The 16,510-nt window shown below is 38.3% G+C and carries 15 protein-coding genes and 1 tRNA gene; 3 read left to right on the forward strand and 13 right to left on the reverse strand.

The window, feature by feature from the left end; all coding sequences use genetic code 11:
- Positions 1 to 39 precede the first annotated feature (39 nt).
- The 7 genes from ACQKFO_RS05905 to ACQKFO_RS05935 all read right to left on the reverse strand — a co-directional run bounded on the left by ACQKFO_RS05905 (position 40) and on the right by ACQKFO_RS05935 (position 9,181).
- Positions 40 to 1,200 carry a Ger(x)C family spore germination protein gene (locus ACQKFO_RS05905; RefSeq protein ID WP_427597402.1) on the reverse strand — a complete coding sequence of 387 codons (1,161 nt, stop codon included), beginning with the start codon at positions 1,198 to 1,200 and terminating at the stop codon, positions 40 to 42.
- Positions 1,181 to 2,656 (reverse strand): spore germination protein, encoded by a 1,476-nt coding sequence (locus tag ACQKFO_RS05910; protein WP_427597404.1) that lies wholly within the window; start codon positions 2,654 to 2,656, stop codon positions 1,181 to 1,183. Before ACQKFO_RS05910 ends, ACQKFO_RS05905 begins: the two co-directional genes overlap by 20 nt.
- Positions 2,657 to 2,668: 12 nt before the next feature.
- Positions 2,669 to 3,748, reverse strand: a complete 1,080-nt coding sequence (locus tag ACQKFO_RS05915) for an endospore germination permease (protein WP_427597405.1) — start codon at positions 3,746 to 3,748, stop codon at positions 2,669 to 2,671.
- 208 nt (positions 3,749 to 3,956) lie between these two features.
- On the reverse strand, positions 3,957 to 7,091 hold the full coding sequence (locus ACQKFO_RS05920; RefSeq protein ID WP_427597407.1) for an AAA family ATPase: 3,135 nt from the start codon (positions 7,089 to 7,091) through the stop codon (positions 3,957 to 3,959).
- Positions 7,088 to 8,233: an exonuclease SbcCD subunit D gene (locus ACQKFO_RS05925; protein ID WP_427597408.1), complete on the reverse strand. Its 1,146-nt coding sequence runs from the start codon at positions 8,231 to 8,233 to the stop codon at positions 7,088 to 7,090. The genes ACQKFO_RS05920 and ACQKFO_RS05925 overlap by 4 nt, the downstream gene beginning before the upstream one ends.
- Positions 8,234 to 8,407: 174 nt before the next feature.
- Positions 8,408 to 8,545: a YvrJ family protein gene (locus ACQKFO_RS05930; protein WP_148969227.1), complete on the reverse strand. Its 138-nt coding sequence runs from the start codon at positions 8,543 to 8,545 to the stop codon at positions 8,408 to 8,410.
- Positions 8,546 to 8,653: 108 nt separating this feature from the next.
- Positions 8,654 to 9,181 (reverse strand): hypothetical protein, encoded by a 528-nt coding sequence (locus ACQKFO_RS05935; protein ID WP_427597410.1) that lies wholly within the window; start codon positions 9,179 to 9,181, stop codon positions 8,654 to 8,656.
- A gap of 302 nt (positions 9,182 to 9,483) precedes the next feature.
- Here ACQKFO_RS05935 and ACQKFO_RS05940 point away from each other — a divergent pair.
- Positions 9,484 to 9,580, forward strand: a tRNA-Sec gene (locus ACQKFO_RS05940).
- Positions 9,581 to 9,631: 51 nt separating this feature from the next.
- Here the strand turns inward: ACQKFO_RS05940 and ACQKFO_RS05945 are convergent.
- Positions 9,632 to 10,957: an ATP-binding protein gene (locus ACQKFO_RS05945; protein ID WP_427597412.1), complete on the reverse strand. Its 1,326-nt coding sequence runs from the start codon at positions 10,955 to 10,957 to the stop codon at positions 9,632 to 9,634.
- A gap of 201 nt (positions 10,958 to 11,158) precedes the next feature.
- Here ACQKFO_RS05945 and ACQKFO_RS05950 point away from each other — a divergent pair, with 201 nt between their 5' ends.
- Entirely contained in the window at positions 11,159 to 11,584 is a 426-nt protein-coding gene (locus tag ACQKFO_RS05950) for a DUF2621 domain-containing protein (protein ID WP_149155632.1), read from the forward strand.
- A gap of 145 nt (positions 11,585 to 11,729) precedes the next feature.
- On the opposite strand, the gene ACQKFO_RS05955 is transcribed toward ACQKFO_RS05950, so the two are convergent.
- The 4 genes from ACQKFO_RS05955 to ACQKFO_RS05970 all read right to left on the reverse strand — a co-directional run bounded on the left by ACQKFO_RS05955 (position 11,730) and on the right by ACQKFO_RS05970 (position 14,168).
- Complete coding sequence (locus ACQKFO_RS05955; protein WP_427597414.1) at positions 11,730 to 12,209, reverse strand: site-2 protease family protein; 480 nt, start codon at positions 12,207 to 12,209, stop codon at positions 11,730 to 11,732.
- Positions 12,210 to 12,378: 169 nt separating this feature from the next.
- A complete protein-coding gene (locus ACQKFO_RS05960) occupies positions 12,379 to 12,858 on the reverse strand; it encodes a CcdC family protein (RefSeq protein WP_149155630.1) in 480 nt (159 codons plus the stop codon).
- A gap of 122 nt (positions 12,859 to 12,980) precedes the next feature.
- On the reverse strand, positions 12,981 to 13,340 hold the full coding sequence (locus ACQKFO_RS05965; protein ID WP_427597415.1) for a response regulator: 360 nt from the start codon (positions 13,338 to 13,340) through the stop codon (positions 12,981 to 12,983).
- 120 nt (positions 13,341 to 13,460) lie between these two features.
- A complete protein-coding gene (locus ACQKFO_RS05970) occupies positions 13,461 to 14,168 on the reverse strand; it encodes a cytochrome c biogenesis protein CcdA (protein ID WP_427597416.1) in 708 nt (235 codons plus the stop codon).
- 266 nt (positions 14,169 to 14,434) lie between these two features.
- On the opposite strand from ACQKFO_RS05970, the gene ACQKFO_RS05975 reads away from it, so the two are divergent.
- Positions 14,435 to 14,611, forward strand: a complete 177-nt coding sequence (locus tag ACQKFO_RS05975) for an aspartyl-phosphate phosphatase Spo0E family protein (protein ID WP_113968098.1) — start codon at positions 14,435 to 14,437, stop codon at positions 14,609 to 14,611.
- Between the two features lie 90 nt (positions 14,612 to 14,701).
- Here ACQKFO_RS05975 and ACQKFO_RS05980 read toward each other — a convergent pair whose 3' ends face one another.
- A complete protein-coding gene (locus ACQKFO_RS05980) occupies positions 14,702 to 16,507 on the reverse strand; it encodes an ABC transporter ATP-binding protein (RefSeq protein WP_427597417.1) in 1,806 nt (601 codons plus the stop codon).
- Positions 16,508 to 16,510: the final 3 nt, after the last annotated feature.

The following is a 16,510-nucleotide window of genomic DNA, read 5'->3' on the forward strand; positions in this document are numbered from 1 at the left end:
AAAAACACCAATTTATTTTGGTGTTTTTCCGCCTTATACCTATTCCAAGCTTTTGTGATCGTAACGATAGGCGTTGAAATGAGTGATATCCACCTTAACTTTCACTTCGTCTAATGAATTGTCTGTTAAATAAAATGAAGGCTGCTCTTCTAGCTTGCTAAACTTTAGTGGATGGTATCTATACCATTTTTCGCCTACATTCAATAAATCTACTTGTCTGTCCAGTCCAATGTTATACACTTTTTCAATTTCTTTTTCCAAAGACTTTTCAAGTGCCCTTTTCACTTCTTTATATGGGGCATCCTGTATTTTTTCAATTAATTCTGCTTTCACGCTGACTTCAAGTGAAAAGGAGGGAAAGCCATCTTCTTTTTTCTTATATTTTATTTTAGGCTCCTTCGTCATTAGTTTAAATGTGGATATTAATTCATCATCACGATACAAAGGATAATCCATTTGATTTTTTTTTGTAAGTAACCAATCTACGATGATAGAGGGTTTAGTAGGAAGGTCTCCTTTGAATTGTGATTGTTGAAACAGACTATAACCGTTCAAGTAAAGTACAGGGTAAGGTTGATCCGCCTTCCAGGATTTTGTATCAATACTGATATTTGGAATGAACGCCGTGCCCATCGGTTCATAGTATTCCCTTAAGAAATGCATTAAACTTGTGGCCCCGATATCATCTTGTAAAGACTCTATCGTTTCTTCCGTCAGCAAAACCGTATAAACGGGAGGATAATGAAATAAGCCGTTCACTTTAAAGATTTCTTCAATGCTTTCATCAGTTGTAAATATCTGCAGATTGGGCCTTAATGAACGATTTCTTCCCACATCCTCCAGGACCTCTTTAAATTTGTACTTCAACACATTTTTTGAAAGGACGAGAGTTTTTGTATGTCCAAAAAATAAGGATGGCCTAGTAGCTTTATATAGGTGTCTTACAGCCAAATTCAGTGTTTTACCTGAAGCAGTACCTACAAATGTCGGAACAGGTTCTGCAGGCTTACTCCCCTCCTGTTTTGCTACATTGGCAAAATTCAAACCTTGAAGATATGCTGTGTATTCCTGATTTTCTTCATTGTAATCCAATCCGATCGATACAATATACGTTAGATCCTGAATGTTTTTTGAACCGGTACATCCTGTCAATAATAGGATTAAAGAAACGAAAATGAGTTTACTTGTCTTGTTGATCACGCTGATTTATTCCTTTCCTGTTGCTGTCATCCGGGCTGGTTGAAGGGGTACGGTTTTTATAAAATTGAATAGGCAATCGAAAAAATGACCGAATGACTTCATTCCAACTGATTGGAGCTACTGAGCCAAGGAATGGAGTACCAAAGGAAGATTTTGTCGCTAAATATATAACCGTAAGAATAAAACTCATCACAACACCGAATAATCCAAAAAAAGTGCTAATGAGCAATACGCCGAACCTTAATATCGTCGTGCCATACTTCAACGTTTGATTGACGAGTGTAAATGAGGAAATATAAGTAATGGCTCCGATGACCAGCATGGTTGGGGATGTTAACCCGGCACGTATGGCGGCATCTCCTACAATAAGGCCCCCAAGCACAGAAACTGTTTGACCAATCGCCCTGGGTAGCCGGACACCCGCCTCATTAAAAAACTCAAACAAAAAAAGCACGATAAACATTTCTACAGGAGCGGAAAGGGGCAGGCCGAACCTGGACATGGAAATCGTCGCCACGAGCAGATAGGGAATTTGTTCAATATTATAAGCCGAAAATGCTACCCATAATCCTGGTAAATAAGCTGAAATCAAAACCCCTGCTACTCGCAGGACTCTTTCCAGAGATACATATACATAGTTGATACTTGAATCTTCTGGTGATTTCGTTTGTAACAAAAGATTTATTGGCGCAATAGAAACAGTAGGATAGCCATCCACCAAGAGGGCAAATCTTCCCTGAACCAATGAATCAACGATAAAATCGGGGCGACCTGTATAATCGAAATTAGTGAAAATGGAATTAGGATTGTCATCCAACATTGATTCCAGCTGTTGATTACTGGTTAGAACATCAATTTCTACTTTTTCCAATCGAGTATATAACTCATTGAGAATACGCTCATCGATTACATCACTCAGGTACATGATGGCGATTTCTGTATGACTGCGGGTCCCTATCTTGTATTTCTCCACTGAAAGGGTTGGGGTGAAAAGTCTTCTCCTAATTAAAGATATATTTGTATTTAAGTCTTCAACAAATCCATCTTTTGGCCCACGGATGGATGTTTCAAGCGAGGATTCTTCGGGCAGCCGTTTAGGAAAGTTCCCTGCATGTAATGAGATGATTTTTTCATCGATCAAAAACAAAATATAGCCATTGAATAGAGCAGTAGATAGCATATCCAGGGTCTTTCCCGTTTCATCTACGGCTTGGAAATTCCCCTCCATCTTTTTTGAATAGGACTTTTCAGGAGCTTCTTCTAATTTTGGGAGAATGAACTGATCGAGGTAATGTCGATCGACCAAACTCTCAAAATACACCAGGGTGACGACTTCATCTTGAAAAAAGTGTTCTCGAATAAGTAAATCATGACTCTTTGAAAATAATTGCTTTAACTCTTTCAAAGTGTCCTCTTTTTCTTCCTCTATCCGCTTTTCTTTCGAAGACTTCTTCATTTAGAACATCCTTTACTTTATAAATCGGAGAATCACTGCTGATGTAACAATTTGTACAATGAACAGGACAACGGTTGCAGGGAAAAAGTACTCATATAAGAACTTATAAAAAAAATACGTATCAACATCTATAAAAATAAGTACCAGCAGTATTAGAAAAATTGGTACCATCACTTTTAGAGAAATTTGATAACGATCCTTCTTTTTCGTGAAAAAAACGGCCAACAGAAACATGAATAAACTAATCCTGATAAGTGCACCACATAACCACTGATAGAGAGCAAAAAAATCTAAATGAGTAATAAATTCCCCTATGGATAAAATTCTCCATTGTTCATAAGCTGGATATCTCATATTCGCTGATTCTATATGACCAAATTCCATGATGGAAGCGGTTAATGGCCCAAACATCAAGCCCATGAAAATTAAACCAAGAACAATTAAATGGTGAAATTTAATTTTCCCTTCGCTATAAGGCTGTATTAATACAATCAAATATAATTCAAGTAAACCGGATAATACATAAATCATCCCTTTAAAGACAGGCTCATATCCATCACTGAAAATCGGAAATAAAAGGCTTGGATCTTTCATATTTGTGTTTGTAAAAGCAATAAAAAAACCAAATAGCATAACCAATGGCAATAAAATTCCACTCGCAATGGCCATATGCTTGATCCCTGACCAACTGATTAAGAAACAGATAATGAATATGCTTCCTACCACTAATAATGATGGGACGTCTGCTAAGAAATAGGCACTTAACCATATTATTAAATCAACAAAGGTTATATATGCACTTGATATTAAAAATAAACACATCGGCAGTGAGAAAAGGAATACAAACCATTTGTTCCACTTTTGGTTAAGTAGATGATAGAACCCTTCCTCCGGGGAATTCTTTACTATGTAATATATCAATAATGTCATGATGAATAATATTGGATAGGTTAAGATAATACTGATCCATCCATCTCTCCCGGCTGCATTCAGGATACTTGGTATAAGCATGACATGATTCAATAAACCGGTTGAAAGGATGAGCAATAGTATTAATTGTCGGGGAATTAAAATGGGACGAATGCTTTTCATAGGTTTTCTCCATTTTTCAGATTGTTTTATCTCTATTTATGTCCTACATAAAAGAAATCAAACCTCCTAATCCATCTAAGGACCTTTCATGCCGTAACATTTCCAGACAATGAATCGTGTCTTATCTTAAATAGAAATAAAAAGGTCAAAGAGCTATTCTCTTTGACCTTTTTAAATGATATTGTGATGATCCAAAGTGTTAATAAGCCTAAACAAGAAATTGAAATTCAGTCCTGCTTCCGCTTTGAGATGAAATGACCTCTAATCTGGAGTCGATTCTCTCTTTTAACTCTGGAACATGTGAAATTAACCCTACAAGACGGCCACTGCTTTGAATATCCATAAGTGCTTCAATGGCATGGTCCAGAGATTCAGGGTCCAGTGTCCCAAATCCTTCATCAATAAACATTGTTTCAAGTGAGACGCCACCTGCATACTGCTGTACGACATCTGCAAGTCCGAGGGCAAGTGCTAACGATGCCTTGAAGCTCTCTCCTCCGGATAACGTTTTAACGTGTCTTTCCTGACCTGTATACTGATCAAATATGAGAAGCTCTAAACCGCTCTGGACGTTTCCTTTGCTTCTATCCGTTTTTCGAATCAGCTGATATCGACCCGACGTCATTTTGATTAATCGTTCATTTGCCACTTGAAGAATATCTTCAAGGAATGATGCCAACACATATCTTTCAAATGTGATGCGATTTGCATTCTGACCCCGGGCCACTTCTGCCAGATGCCCGATCATTTGATATCTGGATTCTAAATGCTTTATTCCTTCATTAATGGAAGTCACCCTTGTAAGAATTAGCTTATTCTCTTTCTTATTTGTCTTGATTTTATTAAGTTTATCATTTACAAGCCTAAGTTCCTCGGTAACCCGTGCTACGTTTTCTTCAATGCTTTTCACATCAGGCTTATGTTTATCCTGTAAATGCTTTTCAATATCATATAGACGATCGGAAACGGAACGCAGGTCTTCACCATACTCCTTCACTTTTTCTTGAAGATCCAGGATTTCTGCTTCAGACTTTTTAGCCTCTTGAAATGCTCTATAGTGAGAAAAACCTTGTTCTGTAAGAAGCGTAAGAAATGCTTCACGTTCTGTTTTTAACTCTGCATTTACCTTTTCAATATGAGTTTCTTTGTCACTCACTTGTGACTCTTTTACGCTGTACATGTTCTCAAGCTCATAATATTGCTTCTGGGCACGCTCGTATGCAGTCTTCAACTCTTCTTTTTTTTGCTTCTGCTCCTTTAACACTTTGTTAAATTGATCTTTTGATCTAAGCTCATAAGGAATAGCTTCCTTCACCTTTTGAAGGGTAGTATCCTTCGTAAGGAACAGAGTATTCAGCTCCTGTAGCTTGTCTAGATTCTTCAACCTTGAGCCGTCCAGTTCTTCTAGCTTTTCCCTTCCTTTTCTTACTTCCTCCCTCATTACCTTTGCTTCTTCGACTTCTCTTTTCTTTTCAGCCATTGTACGTTTCAAGGCTTCAATCTCTGAAGTCATTTGAGAAAGAGTATCATCTATTTCTTCCCGCTTAAAGTCGCTTTTCTTTTCACGAATGTTCCGAACGATATCGTCTATCTGATCCTGAATACCATGCATTCTGGTTTCCTCTTGAACGATTGCGAGGCTCATCCTTTTCTCTTCTTGGTTGAGTTCCTCCTGCTTTTCCTTCGCCGCTTTCAAGTCTTCCTGAGAGGGTAATGAATCGACCCCGGCGGCAGGATGAGGATGATGCTCTGAACCACAAACAGGGCAAGGAGCTTGATCAACCAGCCCTTTTGCAAGGTGTGCAGCTTGAGCAGAATGCCACTTTTCTTCTAAATGGGTCAGAGTTTCAGACGCATCTAAACTTTGTTTCTGAAGGTGACGATATTGTTCTATTAATTTTCGCACTTGCTTATGGACGAGTTGAAATTTTTGATCCATCCTCTCTATTTCATTTACCTGCTCTAAAAAGGATTGATTCTCTTGCAATGATTTTTCTAATTGAAATAAATCTGCTTGACTATTCTCCCCTTCTTCAAGTCGTTTCTCCCGGGATTTTATGCCTTCTTGTAAAAATGAAATCTGCTCTGTCTGTTTTTTGACAATGTCTTGCTGATGCTCATATCTATTTTTCATTTCTTTGGTATCTTTCATCAACATATCCAGAGAATCTATGTCTTTTTCCATTTCTTCGAGTTGAGTGATCTTCTTTGAAACGTCGTCCCTGAGATTTTCGTTATTCTCTTCTTCTTTCAGAGTTTCTTTAGCTACTATAAGCTTTTCCAAGATTGCCTTCTTTTCCTCTGTAAGTTGAGCGAATTGACCCTTCAGCTCCTTCAGGTTTCGATTAAGTTTATGGCAATACTCATCTTGTTGAACCAAACGTGAGGCTCGCTGGGCTAATAAAATGTCTCGATCGATTAATTCGATTTCTGGCTTTAATTTTAAAAGTGACTCTTTCTGATCCCTTAGTCTTTCTTGAAGCTCGTACTGATCGACCAATCCTTCCGCCGCTTGAAGCTGCTTCTGAAAGGCATCTCTTTTCTTCTGCACACTTTCATAATTAAGCTGCATTTCATTCTCCCTATTTTCTATGCTTTCTATGTGAGCTGGAAGAAGTTGAAGAATATGATGGTCATTCAATGGACTTTCTAATAATAGTGACTGAAGCTCTTCATTTTCTTCAAAATGAATTCTAAGTAATTCCCTTGTTCGTTCTTCAATAGAGGTTTCTACTGACTTTTTTAGATCGTCTGCCTCCGATTTCAGTTTTTCCTGGATGGTCTTATAGAGCTCTGTATGGAATAGACGTTGAAGGATAAGCTCCTTATCTTTACTGTCTGAAGTTAAGAGCTTTCGAAATTCCCCTTGGGGAATCATAAGAATCTGCCTAAATTGATTGGCATCCAGTTGAATTAACCCTTTGATCTTCTCATCCACGTCTCTGACGTTAGCCGCCAGTAACTGTTCTTTTCCATCTACATCGTATACGTATAATTCAGAACGGGCATTGATGGTTGTGTAGCCTTCTCCTCTTGCTTTCTTTTTGTCCTGCTGAGGGGAGCGCCAGATGCGATACGATTTGTCTCTTAAACTGAATGTAAGTTCTACCTCCGTAATATCCTCATTACTTGCAAACTGACTTCTCAGTTCAGTCGGACTGCGATCCTCACCACTTGCCTTACCGTAAATCGCATAGGATATTCCATCAAAAATAGTCGTCTTACCAGAACCTGTCTTCCCTGATATCACGAACATTGTGCGGTTCCCCAACGAGCGAAAGTCAATCGTTTCTCTTCCTGCATAGGGTCCAAAGGCTTGCATCACTAGTTGAAGGGGCTTCATGCTTGATCGACCTCCTTTCTGGCTTTATCAATAACGTTCTTAAGGACTTCTTCCTTTTCATTGGTAAATTCACCTGTGGTCATATCTCCGTAAAATTCTTTAAACAAATCCAGTTCCGACCTTTTCTTATCCTCCAATACCTTGAAAGTATTTTTCTTTTTGGCATCGGTGAGATCCATTTTCCTCTCCAGATGTAAAACGTTCGGATAGACTTGTCGCAATTGATTAATGGGATCGATTAACGTACCTTCATCATGTAACGTGATCTTTAGATAATCATCGACTTTCTGGGATTGATAGAATGCAGGGTCCAGAAGTTCTTCCATCAGTCCCTGGAGTTCTCTCATATCCTGCTTCGGCTTAAGCACCTTTTCCCGTAAACGGAAGGATCCATCTCCATCCATTTCTACGATGCTCACTGACTTCCGCTGATTCGCTTCTGAGAATGAGTATTTTAATAGAGACCCAGAATATCGTATCGTTTCATGCTTGATAGCATCTGGACTATGTAGATGGCCCAATGCTGAATAATGGAAAGGCTTAAATACATCTGCACCGACACAGCCCGATCCCCCAACAGAAAGGGTTCTCTCTGAATCTGTGGTTTTACCCCCAAGCACAAACGCATGACCCACAAAAACATGCGGCTCATCTGGATTCATTTTCTCTTCGATTCTCTTCACGATGGCCTCCATCGCAGCATGATGGGAGTTAATCGAATCGTCTTCTAGTATTTGTCTGACATTACCAGGTTCAGCATAAGGAACGCAGTGGAAATGAACCCCTTTAATGGTGATTGGAGTAAAGTCATTTGTCAGTTTTCCTTTTAAGTGGAATTGACTGTGCTTGTACCATGATGAACCGAATGATAGTCGCTCCGCACTGTCATGATTTCCAGAAACAGCTACAATCGGTGTTTTTAATTCTACGTTAATCCGGTATAAAACTTCGTCCAACAACTCTACAGCTTCTGTAGGAGGGACGGACCGGTCATAAAGATCACCCGCAATGATGACTGCATCAGGTTCTTCCTTTTTTACAAGTTCTATAAACTCCTCTAATATGTATCGCTGTTCTTCTGTCATATATATGCCATGAACCAATTTACCTAAATGCCAATCGGCGGTGTGAATGAATTTCATCACTGTTGTCTCCTCTCCGGTCAATGAGTATCTCCTTGAATTATATCAAACTAAGAAGTTATACGTGAAAGGAAATGTCATTACAATGAACACTTGTTCTCATTTCACCTTAAGTCTTATTGGATTTCCAGAAATAAGAAAGGATACCCTTCAATAATGAGGGGTATCCTTCTATTATTCTTTTAACTGCTGTGGCAGTGTTTGGATCGATGTAATCACAGCATCCAGCTTCGTCTCAATACGATACAGGAGATACATTGTGACAACAATCGGAAAACCCACCTCAGACACAAAAGCGATAATGGTCTCCATCCTATTCCCTCCTCTCGACATTAATATAGGAAATTTATAAAAAAAAGGTTACGTTTTTGTTTATAGTAAAAAAAGCGAATCCAGAAGCTTCTGGATTCGCTTTTTTGATTAACCGTTTAAGTCACTGATTAAGCTTGAGCTAACTAAGCCAGCCTCATCAAGAATTTCTTTGATTTGGTTTTCTGCTTCGTTTAATTTTTCATTGGCTGCCGTTAAGTCAGTTTCGCCCTCATTAGAGAGTGCTTCAGCTTTCATATTATATGATTCTGTCAAGGTCGTTTTGAACGATTTCACCGCATCTTTATGATCACCTAGACCTTCAGGGATCTCCATGCCTTCTACCGCTTTGGCAGATTGTGTTGCTGATGCAGCAGCAGCTTCCTTCATTTTCTCCATCTCTTCTCCTGCAGGAGGCTCTTCTCCTGCAATCGCTTCTTCATATCCATTAAGATCAATATCAACACCATTGACGGTTGTTGTTAGATTCAAATAAAAATCCATTAAATCTCCAGCAACATTTGCGTTTTCTTCCGATGCATTTGTTGTTTCCTCTTTTTTAGCTTCGTCAGAACCTGAATCGGAGCATCCAACCAGTGCTAAAGATAGACCCAGACCTAAAAACCATACTTTTTTCATACTTGTTTTCCCCTCTCTGTCTCAATCAACATGTTCAAGTATAGAAGGTAAGCCATTCCCATAGGAAATCGCTTTCTTCAATTTATGATAAGCCGGCAAAAAGTATCTTATCACGGTGAGAATCGACTGGTAAAGAAGAATTTTCTAATTTCTCCAAAGTTTAAATCTTATAAATATTTTAAATATATAGCCTATTTTCTTCTGATTCCCCCACTTTACACACAGGTCTATGGTACCTATAGATTCTAAAAACATTTGAACAAGTTTTTCTTCCATGGTATAACATATATATACTTATTTTCGGGGCTGATTGTAAAGCTGGTGCATGCCTAGGTCTTCAAAACCTCTTGGGAGGCGCGTGCCGTCTCCGCTGGGTTCGATTCCCAGGCAGTCCCGCCATATCTTCACACACGAAAGAGCCCTTATGTTCGTTCCATAAGGGCTCTTATTTCAGTGGTTTTGTAAGGTTTCCCTTCTCTTTCTTTCTGAAGCTTGAACACCATCAAACATGATATGGAAGGTGGTTCCTTCTCCCTGCTCGCTTTGCACCCTGATATCCGCTCCATGATCACGAAGAATTCTCAGGCATATGGTGAGGCCTAAGCCAGTTCCTTTCGTCTTCGTTGTGAAGAAAGGCTCCCCGAGTTTATCCAGCGTTTCTTTTTTCATGCCTACTCCCTCATCTTTGAAGGTTAATTGAACCTTGTTATAAGAAGACAGGTCTGCACTTATCGTAATCGTTCCTCCATGAGGCATTGCTTCTATGGCGTTTTTAAGTAAGTTAATAAAAACTTGTTTTAGCTGATTTTCATCTCCACGAATATGGAGCTCCCTTTCATGAAAATCGGTTTGAATTTCGATATTATATAAAATGGCATTTGTATTTAATAATTTCGCAACATGATCAAGGGTCTCAATAATATTGATTCGTCTATATGTAACGGATTGGGGCTTTGCTAGAATCAATAATTCGCTAAGCACAAGTTCAATCCTTTTAATTTCAGAAAAGACAATTCCTAAGTATTCCTTCGTCTTCTCATCGGCATCATCTCTTAATAACTGTAAAAAACCGTTGATCGACGTAAGGGGATTGCGTACCTCATGTGCAATACCGGCTGCTAATTGCCCGGCGACAGATAGTTTTTGAGATTCTATGGCTAACGTTTCATTCATTTCAATCAATTCTTCTTCATTATGTACTCTCTCGGTAATGTCTGAGATCGTTCCTACCGTTCCAAGAAGATCACCGTTTTCATTGTAGTTTAACTTAACATTCACTTCACCCCAACGAAACTGACCATCCCTCTTCTGATAAGAGAAGTCCATTTTCATTTTCTCCTTTTTCATGCTTATACTTTGTCTTACCATTCGAAGGATTTCATGACGTTCATGCAGGGATATAAAATGAAGTGCATTCTTATGTAAGCTTTCTTTAACCGTATATCCCGTGTAGTCTTCCCAGGATTGATTCAGAAATTGAAACTCCCCTTTGGAATTGGTATGAAAGACAACTTCATCTATACTCTGAAGCACATGTTGCATTTCTTCATTTAGAAGCTTCACTTTCTCCTCACTCTTTCGCAGGGCAGCTAGAGTTTTGTAGCTTGTGTCATAATTTTTCCCCATATAGTAGCTAATAAAGAGAATCAATAGAGTGAATACTAAATCGACTTTCAAATCTACTGGATAATGCAGAACAAAGTAATAAATAAAATCCCAAGTCAAGACTAGTAAAAGTCCCATGAGCACTGATACTATTCTCCCTCTATATATCATCCTGTGAGCCCCCTATCCATCCAAGCACGAGAATCGAAATAGAAAGAATTTTCGCGATATTTGTTATTTATTAGTATATCATTTCTAATTAAGAACAGTATAGACTTCTTTTGTAAAAACAGCGATATTCTTGTCACAAGCTATTCCCTTGTCTATAATGAATACGATACATACGCTTTTTTGAAAAATTGAGGTGAAAGCATGCTTGAAGGTTGGTTCTTATATTTCATACTATTTTGGGTCGTATTTTTAGTTGCTTCATTTGCTATTGGTGGATTCTTTATGTTCAGGAAATTCTTAAAGAGATTTCCTAAAGAGGATGGAAAATCCGATTTGGACTGGGAAGAGCATTATGTGAATGAAACCATCCATTTATGGGGTGATGAGGAAAAGAAAATGCTCAATGAGTTGGTCACGCCCGTACCCGAATTATTTAGAGACGTAGCTAAGCAAAAAATTGCAGGTAAAATTGGAGAATTGGCTTTAAAAGACAGAGCCTCCTCCATAACTCAGGAATTAGTCATAAGAGGGTATATCCTGGCGACTCCGAAACGGGATCATAAGTTTCTTCGAAAAAAACTAAACGAAATGCAAATAGATGTGACCCCTTACGAACATTTATTCTAAGTGACAGGAAGGAAAGAGGATGGGATCGATACTAATTATTCCGATTGTGCTTTATTTAATTTTTATTATAGGTGCAGCATTTCTATTTTATAGATGGATGAAAGCAAAAAAAGGTAAACGATAGTCGTTTACCTTTTTTATATGATTAATCAATGGGATCTTCTGCCTTACCGTATCTAATAACGTCAAGTATCGCTTGACCATCACTTGGTTTCCCCTCTCCATTCCGAAAAGGAAACAATGAAAAGAATATAAAATAAACGGAGAAATATACAAATTGATAGAAAAAGATGTGAACAGGAATGACTCCTTCAAATATTAGGAAGTTAATGGCTAAAATCGCAATCAGGTTAAATAAACTTCCAGACATATAAATAAGCACATGAACCCACACCTTGTTATACTTCAATTCTGTATATTGACACCAACCTTCCATAAAATACATTCTCTTCACTTCCAATGGACCAATGCTCATTAAATGCTTACCGGTTCCAATGCAAAATTTTATCTTTGCACCAAATATGCGAGCAACGAGGATATGACCTGCTTCATGGACGATGGTGACCAATGGCAGTGTTAAAAAGAATGCCAGAAAAAACGTCCAAATATCTGCTAGTGTAAACAATGCTTATCCCACCAATATCTCTTGTTATTTTCTTCATCTCTCTCTTTGCCCTAAATGTTTCAACCCTAAGCATATCGGTCTGTTTTGTAAAGAAATCGTAATCTTATGTGAAGAAATTTACAAAGAAAAAGCAGAGTGAGAGGAATCACCCTGCTTTTTTCCTAGTTAATTAAATTGAATTCGTTGTTACATCTTGTTGCTCCTGATGCAGCTTTCTATATTGAAGATACATGGTGATTCTCCAAGGAACAATCATACCAAAGGCAAGAATCCAAAACATCCCACTAAGTTCACCATAATCGATCGATGCACTTAGAATGGACTTGGCCAATATTCGTATTAATAGGAGTCCAATCAAAATAAATGCAAACGCTTTAGAACGTTTTAAATAAATATCATTATCACGAATTTCGAACTTGGAAGTCTTGATCAACAATATAGAAAAGATCATTCCTACGGTAATCGCTTCTAGAAACTCTCCTAAAGTGACTCGAAAAACAGGAAATAAGAACATTAACGCACCTGTACTCATAAACAAAGGAGGTAGGATAATCTTCTTACTGCTAACAGGCTTTTTCTGAGCCTTCATTCTAATGAATATCACCATAAAACCCATGCAAATCGCAACAATGGATGAAGCAATCATCATAAACCATCATCATCCTTTTATTTTCTACTTTCATACCTTTCCCTATTATAGCCCAAATGAAAGAAAAACGAAAACACAAAAAAGAGAGATTAAAATGAGCCTTAATCTCTCTTTCGAAATTATCATCCTAATACTCTTTTGATGGCTTCCTCTACCCGCACTTCGTCAAAGGGTTTCACAATAAAGTCCTTTGCTCCCGCTTCAATGGCTTCCACCACTACCTTTTGTTGTCCCATAGCTGAACACATGATTACTTTAGCTTTGGGAAACTCGGATAAAATTCTTCTAACCGCTTCTATTCCATCCAGCTCAGGCATCGTGATATCCATTGTCACAAGATCGGGCTGAAGCTCACGATACTGTTCTACGGCGATAAGTCCATTCTCTGCTTCCCCAATGACTTCATGACCGCCAGAGGAAAGCATGCTTCCAAGTGTCATTCTCATAAATTTCGCATCATCCACTACAAGTATCGTTGCCACAGATGTTTCCTCCTCGTATACGCTACCCGGTGTCTATTGAATATTATTTCCTGATTCATCCATTTAAACTATACCATAAAACGTAATGCACTGTATATTCAATTCTCTTATATTATTGGATTAAAACCCAGTGAACCCTCCAAATAAAGAAGTAAGATAAGCTAAAATGACGGTCATCCAATCAAAGAACAGCATGATCCCTACAACAATCATCACATATCCTCCTACCTTTACAATCTTTCCACTGTTTTTTCTGATCCATTGCATTCTTCCGATAAAGAACGACAGAATGAAAAAAGGAATGGCAAATCCCAATACGTAAGCAGTCATATACATGACGCCCGATCCTGGATTAGAGGCTGCAAGAGCCAGAACGGAAGCAAGAATCGGTCCGGTACATGGTGTCCAGCCGGCAGCGAATGCCATTCCGATTAATATTGAACCAAAAAAGCCTGCCGGTCTATTCTTGAATTCAATGCGACGGTCCTTCATCAAGGTTTCAGGGGTAAATACTCCAACGACTACCAATCCGAATACAACAATGAAGATAGCCCCAAGCTGACGAATGAGATCTTTATAATCTAAAAAGAAGTTTCCGATAAGGGAAGTGCCAAAACCGATTGCGATAAAGATTGCCGAGAAGCCGACTAAGAAAAATAACGTATGTAATAAACTTCTTCTTTGAAGCATCGCATTATCCGTTTTGAGCTCATTTACACTCATTCCAGTTATATAAGAAAGGAAAGCGGGATATAATGGAAGGCAGCAAGGAGAGATGAAGCTTAGGAAACCGGCCCCAAATGCTAAAAAAATATTAATATCAGACATTTTTACAACTCCTACATTTCAGTATATATCTCTATTCTATCAAACAAACCCGGATTCTATGAGGAATGTTTATGTGAAAGATTTGTGACCATAATATTACATGCACATTTTACTTTTTCAAATGTATTAAACTCTCTTTTCTTTTTAAAAAATCCAGTAATTTTGCTTTGAAAAACAGTTCGATTTTCGTTATACTAATAAAAAGTTACAGTTATTACTAGTTTTGTATTCCGTCTGTAAGGACATACAAAAGAAAGGAAACAGCCGTGTCTAAAAAAGAGCTTCTCGAACGAATTGAAAAAAAGCGTGCTCAATTAATTGATATTGTTGCTGAAAATGGACTCACGTCGCCTCAAGCTATTCAATTTAGTCAGGAACTTGATCGTCTGTTAAATAGCTACAACTCCCTTTACATAAAAAAATGTTCACCTCAAATGAGCTAAGGCACTATTGATTACAACTATACTATTCTAATATAAATATTAACGAACAATAGGCAGTCCCTTCATCCATAGGGTCTGCCTTTTATACGTTCAAGATCCAGACACGGCATCTTCCATGCCATCTACTAATCCATTTTGCAGAAGATACATTTTATGATAAATGCCTTTTTGAACAAGTAATTCCTGGTGACTTCCTCTCTCCACAATCTCCCCTTGATGAAGGACCAGGATCAGGTCTGCATCTTGAATGGTAGAAAGCCTGTGAGCAATGGCAATCGTTGTTCTTCCTTTTCTCATTCTTGATAATGCCTCTTGAATGGCTTCTTCCGTTTCCGTATCGATGTTGGCCGTAGCTTCATCCAGGATAAGGATTTTCGGTCTGGTTGCGATGGTTCGCGCAAATGCGATTAATTGCCTTTGGCCACTCGAAAACGTTGATCCCCTTTCAACCACTGGATGCCCATATGCTTCAGGTAGTTTTTCTATAAAAGTATTGGCTTGAACAAATGTGGCAGCTCCCTCCACTTCTATATCCGTCATCTCTTCGGAATGAAGCCTAATATTATCTCTGATGGTTCCGAAGAATAGAAATGGATCCTGCAGGACAAGTCCCATTTTCCCACGGAGCTCTTCTAGTGGATAAGACTTAATGCTTTGACCGTCTATTAAAATATTTCCACGTTCAAATTCATAGAACCTCATGAGTAAATTGATGATTGAGCTCTTACCACTTCCTGTGTGTCCCACTAGAGCAACTGTTTCTCCAGGGCTTGCAGAAAATGAAATATTCTTAAGTACATCTCTCTTTCCATCATAAGAAAACGAAACATTATCAAATGTTATTTCCCCTTCAATGATTGTACCTTTTGAATGACTTTCTACATTCTGTACAGGTGAAAGTTCATCTTCATCCAGCAGCTTAAAGACACGGGACGAAGCAATGATAGCCTGCTGAAACATGGATAGTCTCATCATGATTTGATTGACAGGCTCAAAGAATCGGTCCAGATAATTTACAAAGGCATATAATACACCTATCTCAATAGGCTGATTAAATGATGTTACGCCAAAATAACTTAATACAACGATCAAGGCAGCTACATACACCAGATCAATGGCGGGTCTTAATAATAATCCATCCACTTTGATATTTTTCATTCCTGCTAAATAATGTTTTTCATTGATATCCCCGAATTCTTCTCTAAGTCTCTTTTCCTGCCTGAAGACTTGAATGATGGACATTCCCTGAAGAGACTCACTAAGCTTTGCATTGAGCTGACTCAATCTCTCGCGCATATCCTGATAGAAGATGGCACTAAATTTACGGTAAAGCTTCATAATCATAAAAATGACCGGCAAAATAAATAAACAGAAGAAGGCAAGCCGTGTATTGAGTGCAAACATGGCGATGAAGATACCTGTTAATAGGAAAGCTCCTTGAATGAAGGATACCAGTACACTCACAAACATATCTTTAATCGCTTCCGTATCATTGGTCACCCGGGAAACAATGCTTCCTGCCGGGGTTTTATCGAAATATCTCATTCCTAAACCCTGTACCTTCGTAAAAACATCCACACGAAGCTGTTGAATGATTTTCAGTGCTATTTCCTGAAACTTCAATAATTGAAAGTAAGAAATCAACACATTTCCAATTTGGATGAATAAATAGGTCGCTCCCAATCCCACAAGAGGACCATAAGGAAACTCTCTTGGGGTTAAATAATCGTCTATAAAGACCTTGATGATGATAGGTCCAAATACATCGCCGATCGTTGTCAAAAGCAATAATGAAAATGCAAATAAAATCGTTTTCTTATGAGGCTTCGTATATTTCATCAGACGAAAAAATATGTTTCGCTGTTCTTTCGCTGATAACGTCGGTATCGTATCCATTTC

It is taken from the genome of Rossellomorea sp. NPDC071047, from assembly GCF_050270195.1.
GTDB lineage: Bacteria > Bacillota > Bacilli > Bacillales > Bacillaceae_B > Rossellomorea.

Coding starts and splice junctions, on each gene's coding strand:
- ACQKFO_RS05910 (WP_427597404.1), bottom strand. CDS start 2,656: ATGAAGAAGTCTTCGAAAGAAAAGCGGATAGAGGAAGAAAAAGAGGAC.
- ACQKFO_RS05915 (WP_427597405.1), bottom strand. CDS start 3,748: ATGAAAAGCATTCGTCCCATTTTAATTCCCCGACAATTAATACTATTG.
- ACQKFO_RS05920 (WP_427597407.1), bottom strand. CDS start 7,091: ATGAAGCCCCTTCAACTAGTGATGCAAGCCTTTGGACCCTATGCAGGA.
- ACQKFO_RS05925 (WP_427597408.1), bottom strand. CDS start 8,233: ATGAAATTCATTCACACCGCCGATTGGCATTTAGGTAAATTGGTTCAT.
- ACQKFO_RS05930 (WP_148969227.1), bottom strand. CDS start 8,545: ATGGAGACCATTATCGCTTTTGTGTCTGAGGTGGGTTTTCCGATTGTT.
- ACQKFO_RS05935 (WP_427597410.1), bottom strand. CDS start 9,181: ATGAAAAAAGTATGGTTTTTAGGTCTGGGTCTATCTTTAGCACTGGTT.
- ACQKFO_RS05945 (WP_427597412.1), bottom strand. CDS start 10,957: ATGATATATAGAGGGAGAATAGTATCAGTGCTCATGGGACTTTTACTA.
- ACQKFO_RS05950 (WP_149155632.1), top strand. CDS start 11,159: ATGCTTGAAGGTTGGTTCTTATATTTCATACTATTTTGGGTCGTATTT.
- ACQKFO_RS05960 (WP_149155630.1), bottom strand. CDS start 12,858: ATGATGATTGCTTCATCCATTGTTGCGATTTGCATGGGTTTTATGGTG.
- ACQKFO_RS05970 (WP_427597416.1), bottom strand. CDS start 14,168: ATGTCTGATATTAATATTTTTTTAGCATTTGGGGCCGGTTTCCTAAGC.
- ACQKFO_RS05980 (WP_427597417.1), bottom strand. CDS start 16,507: ATGGATACGATACCGACGTTATCAGCGAAAGAACAGCGAAACATATTT.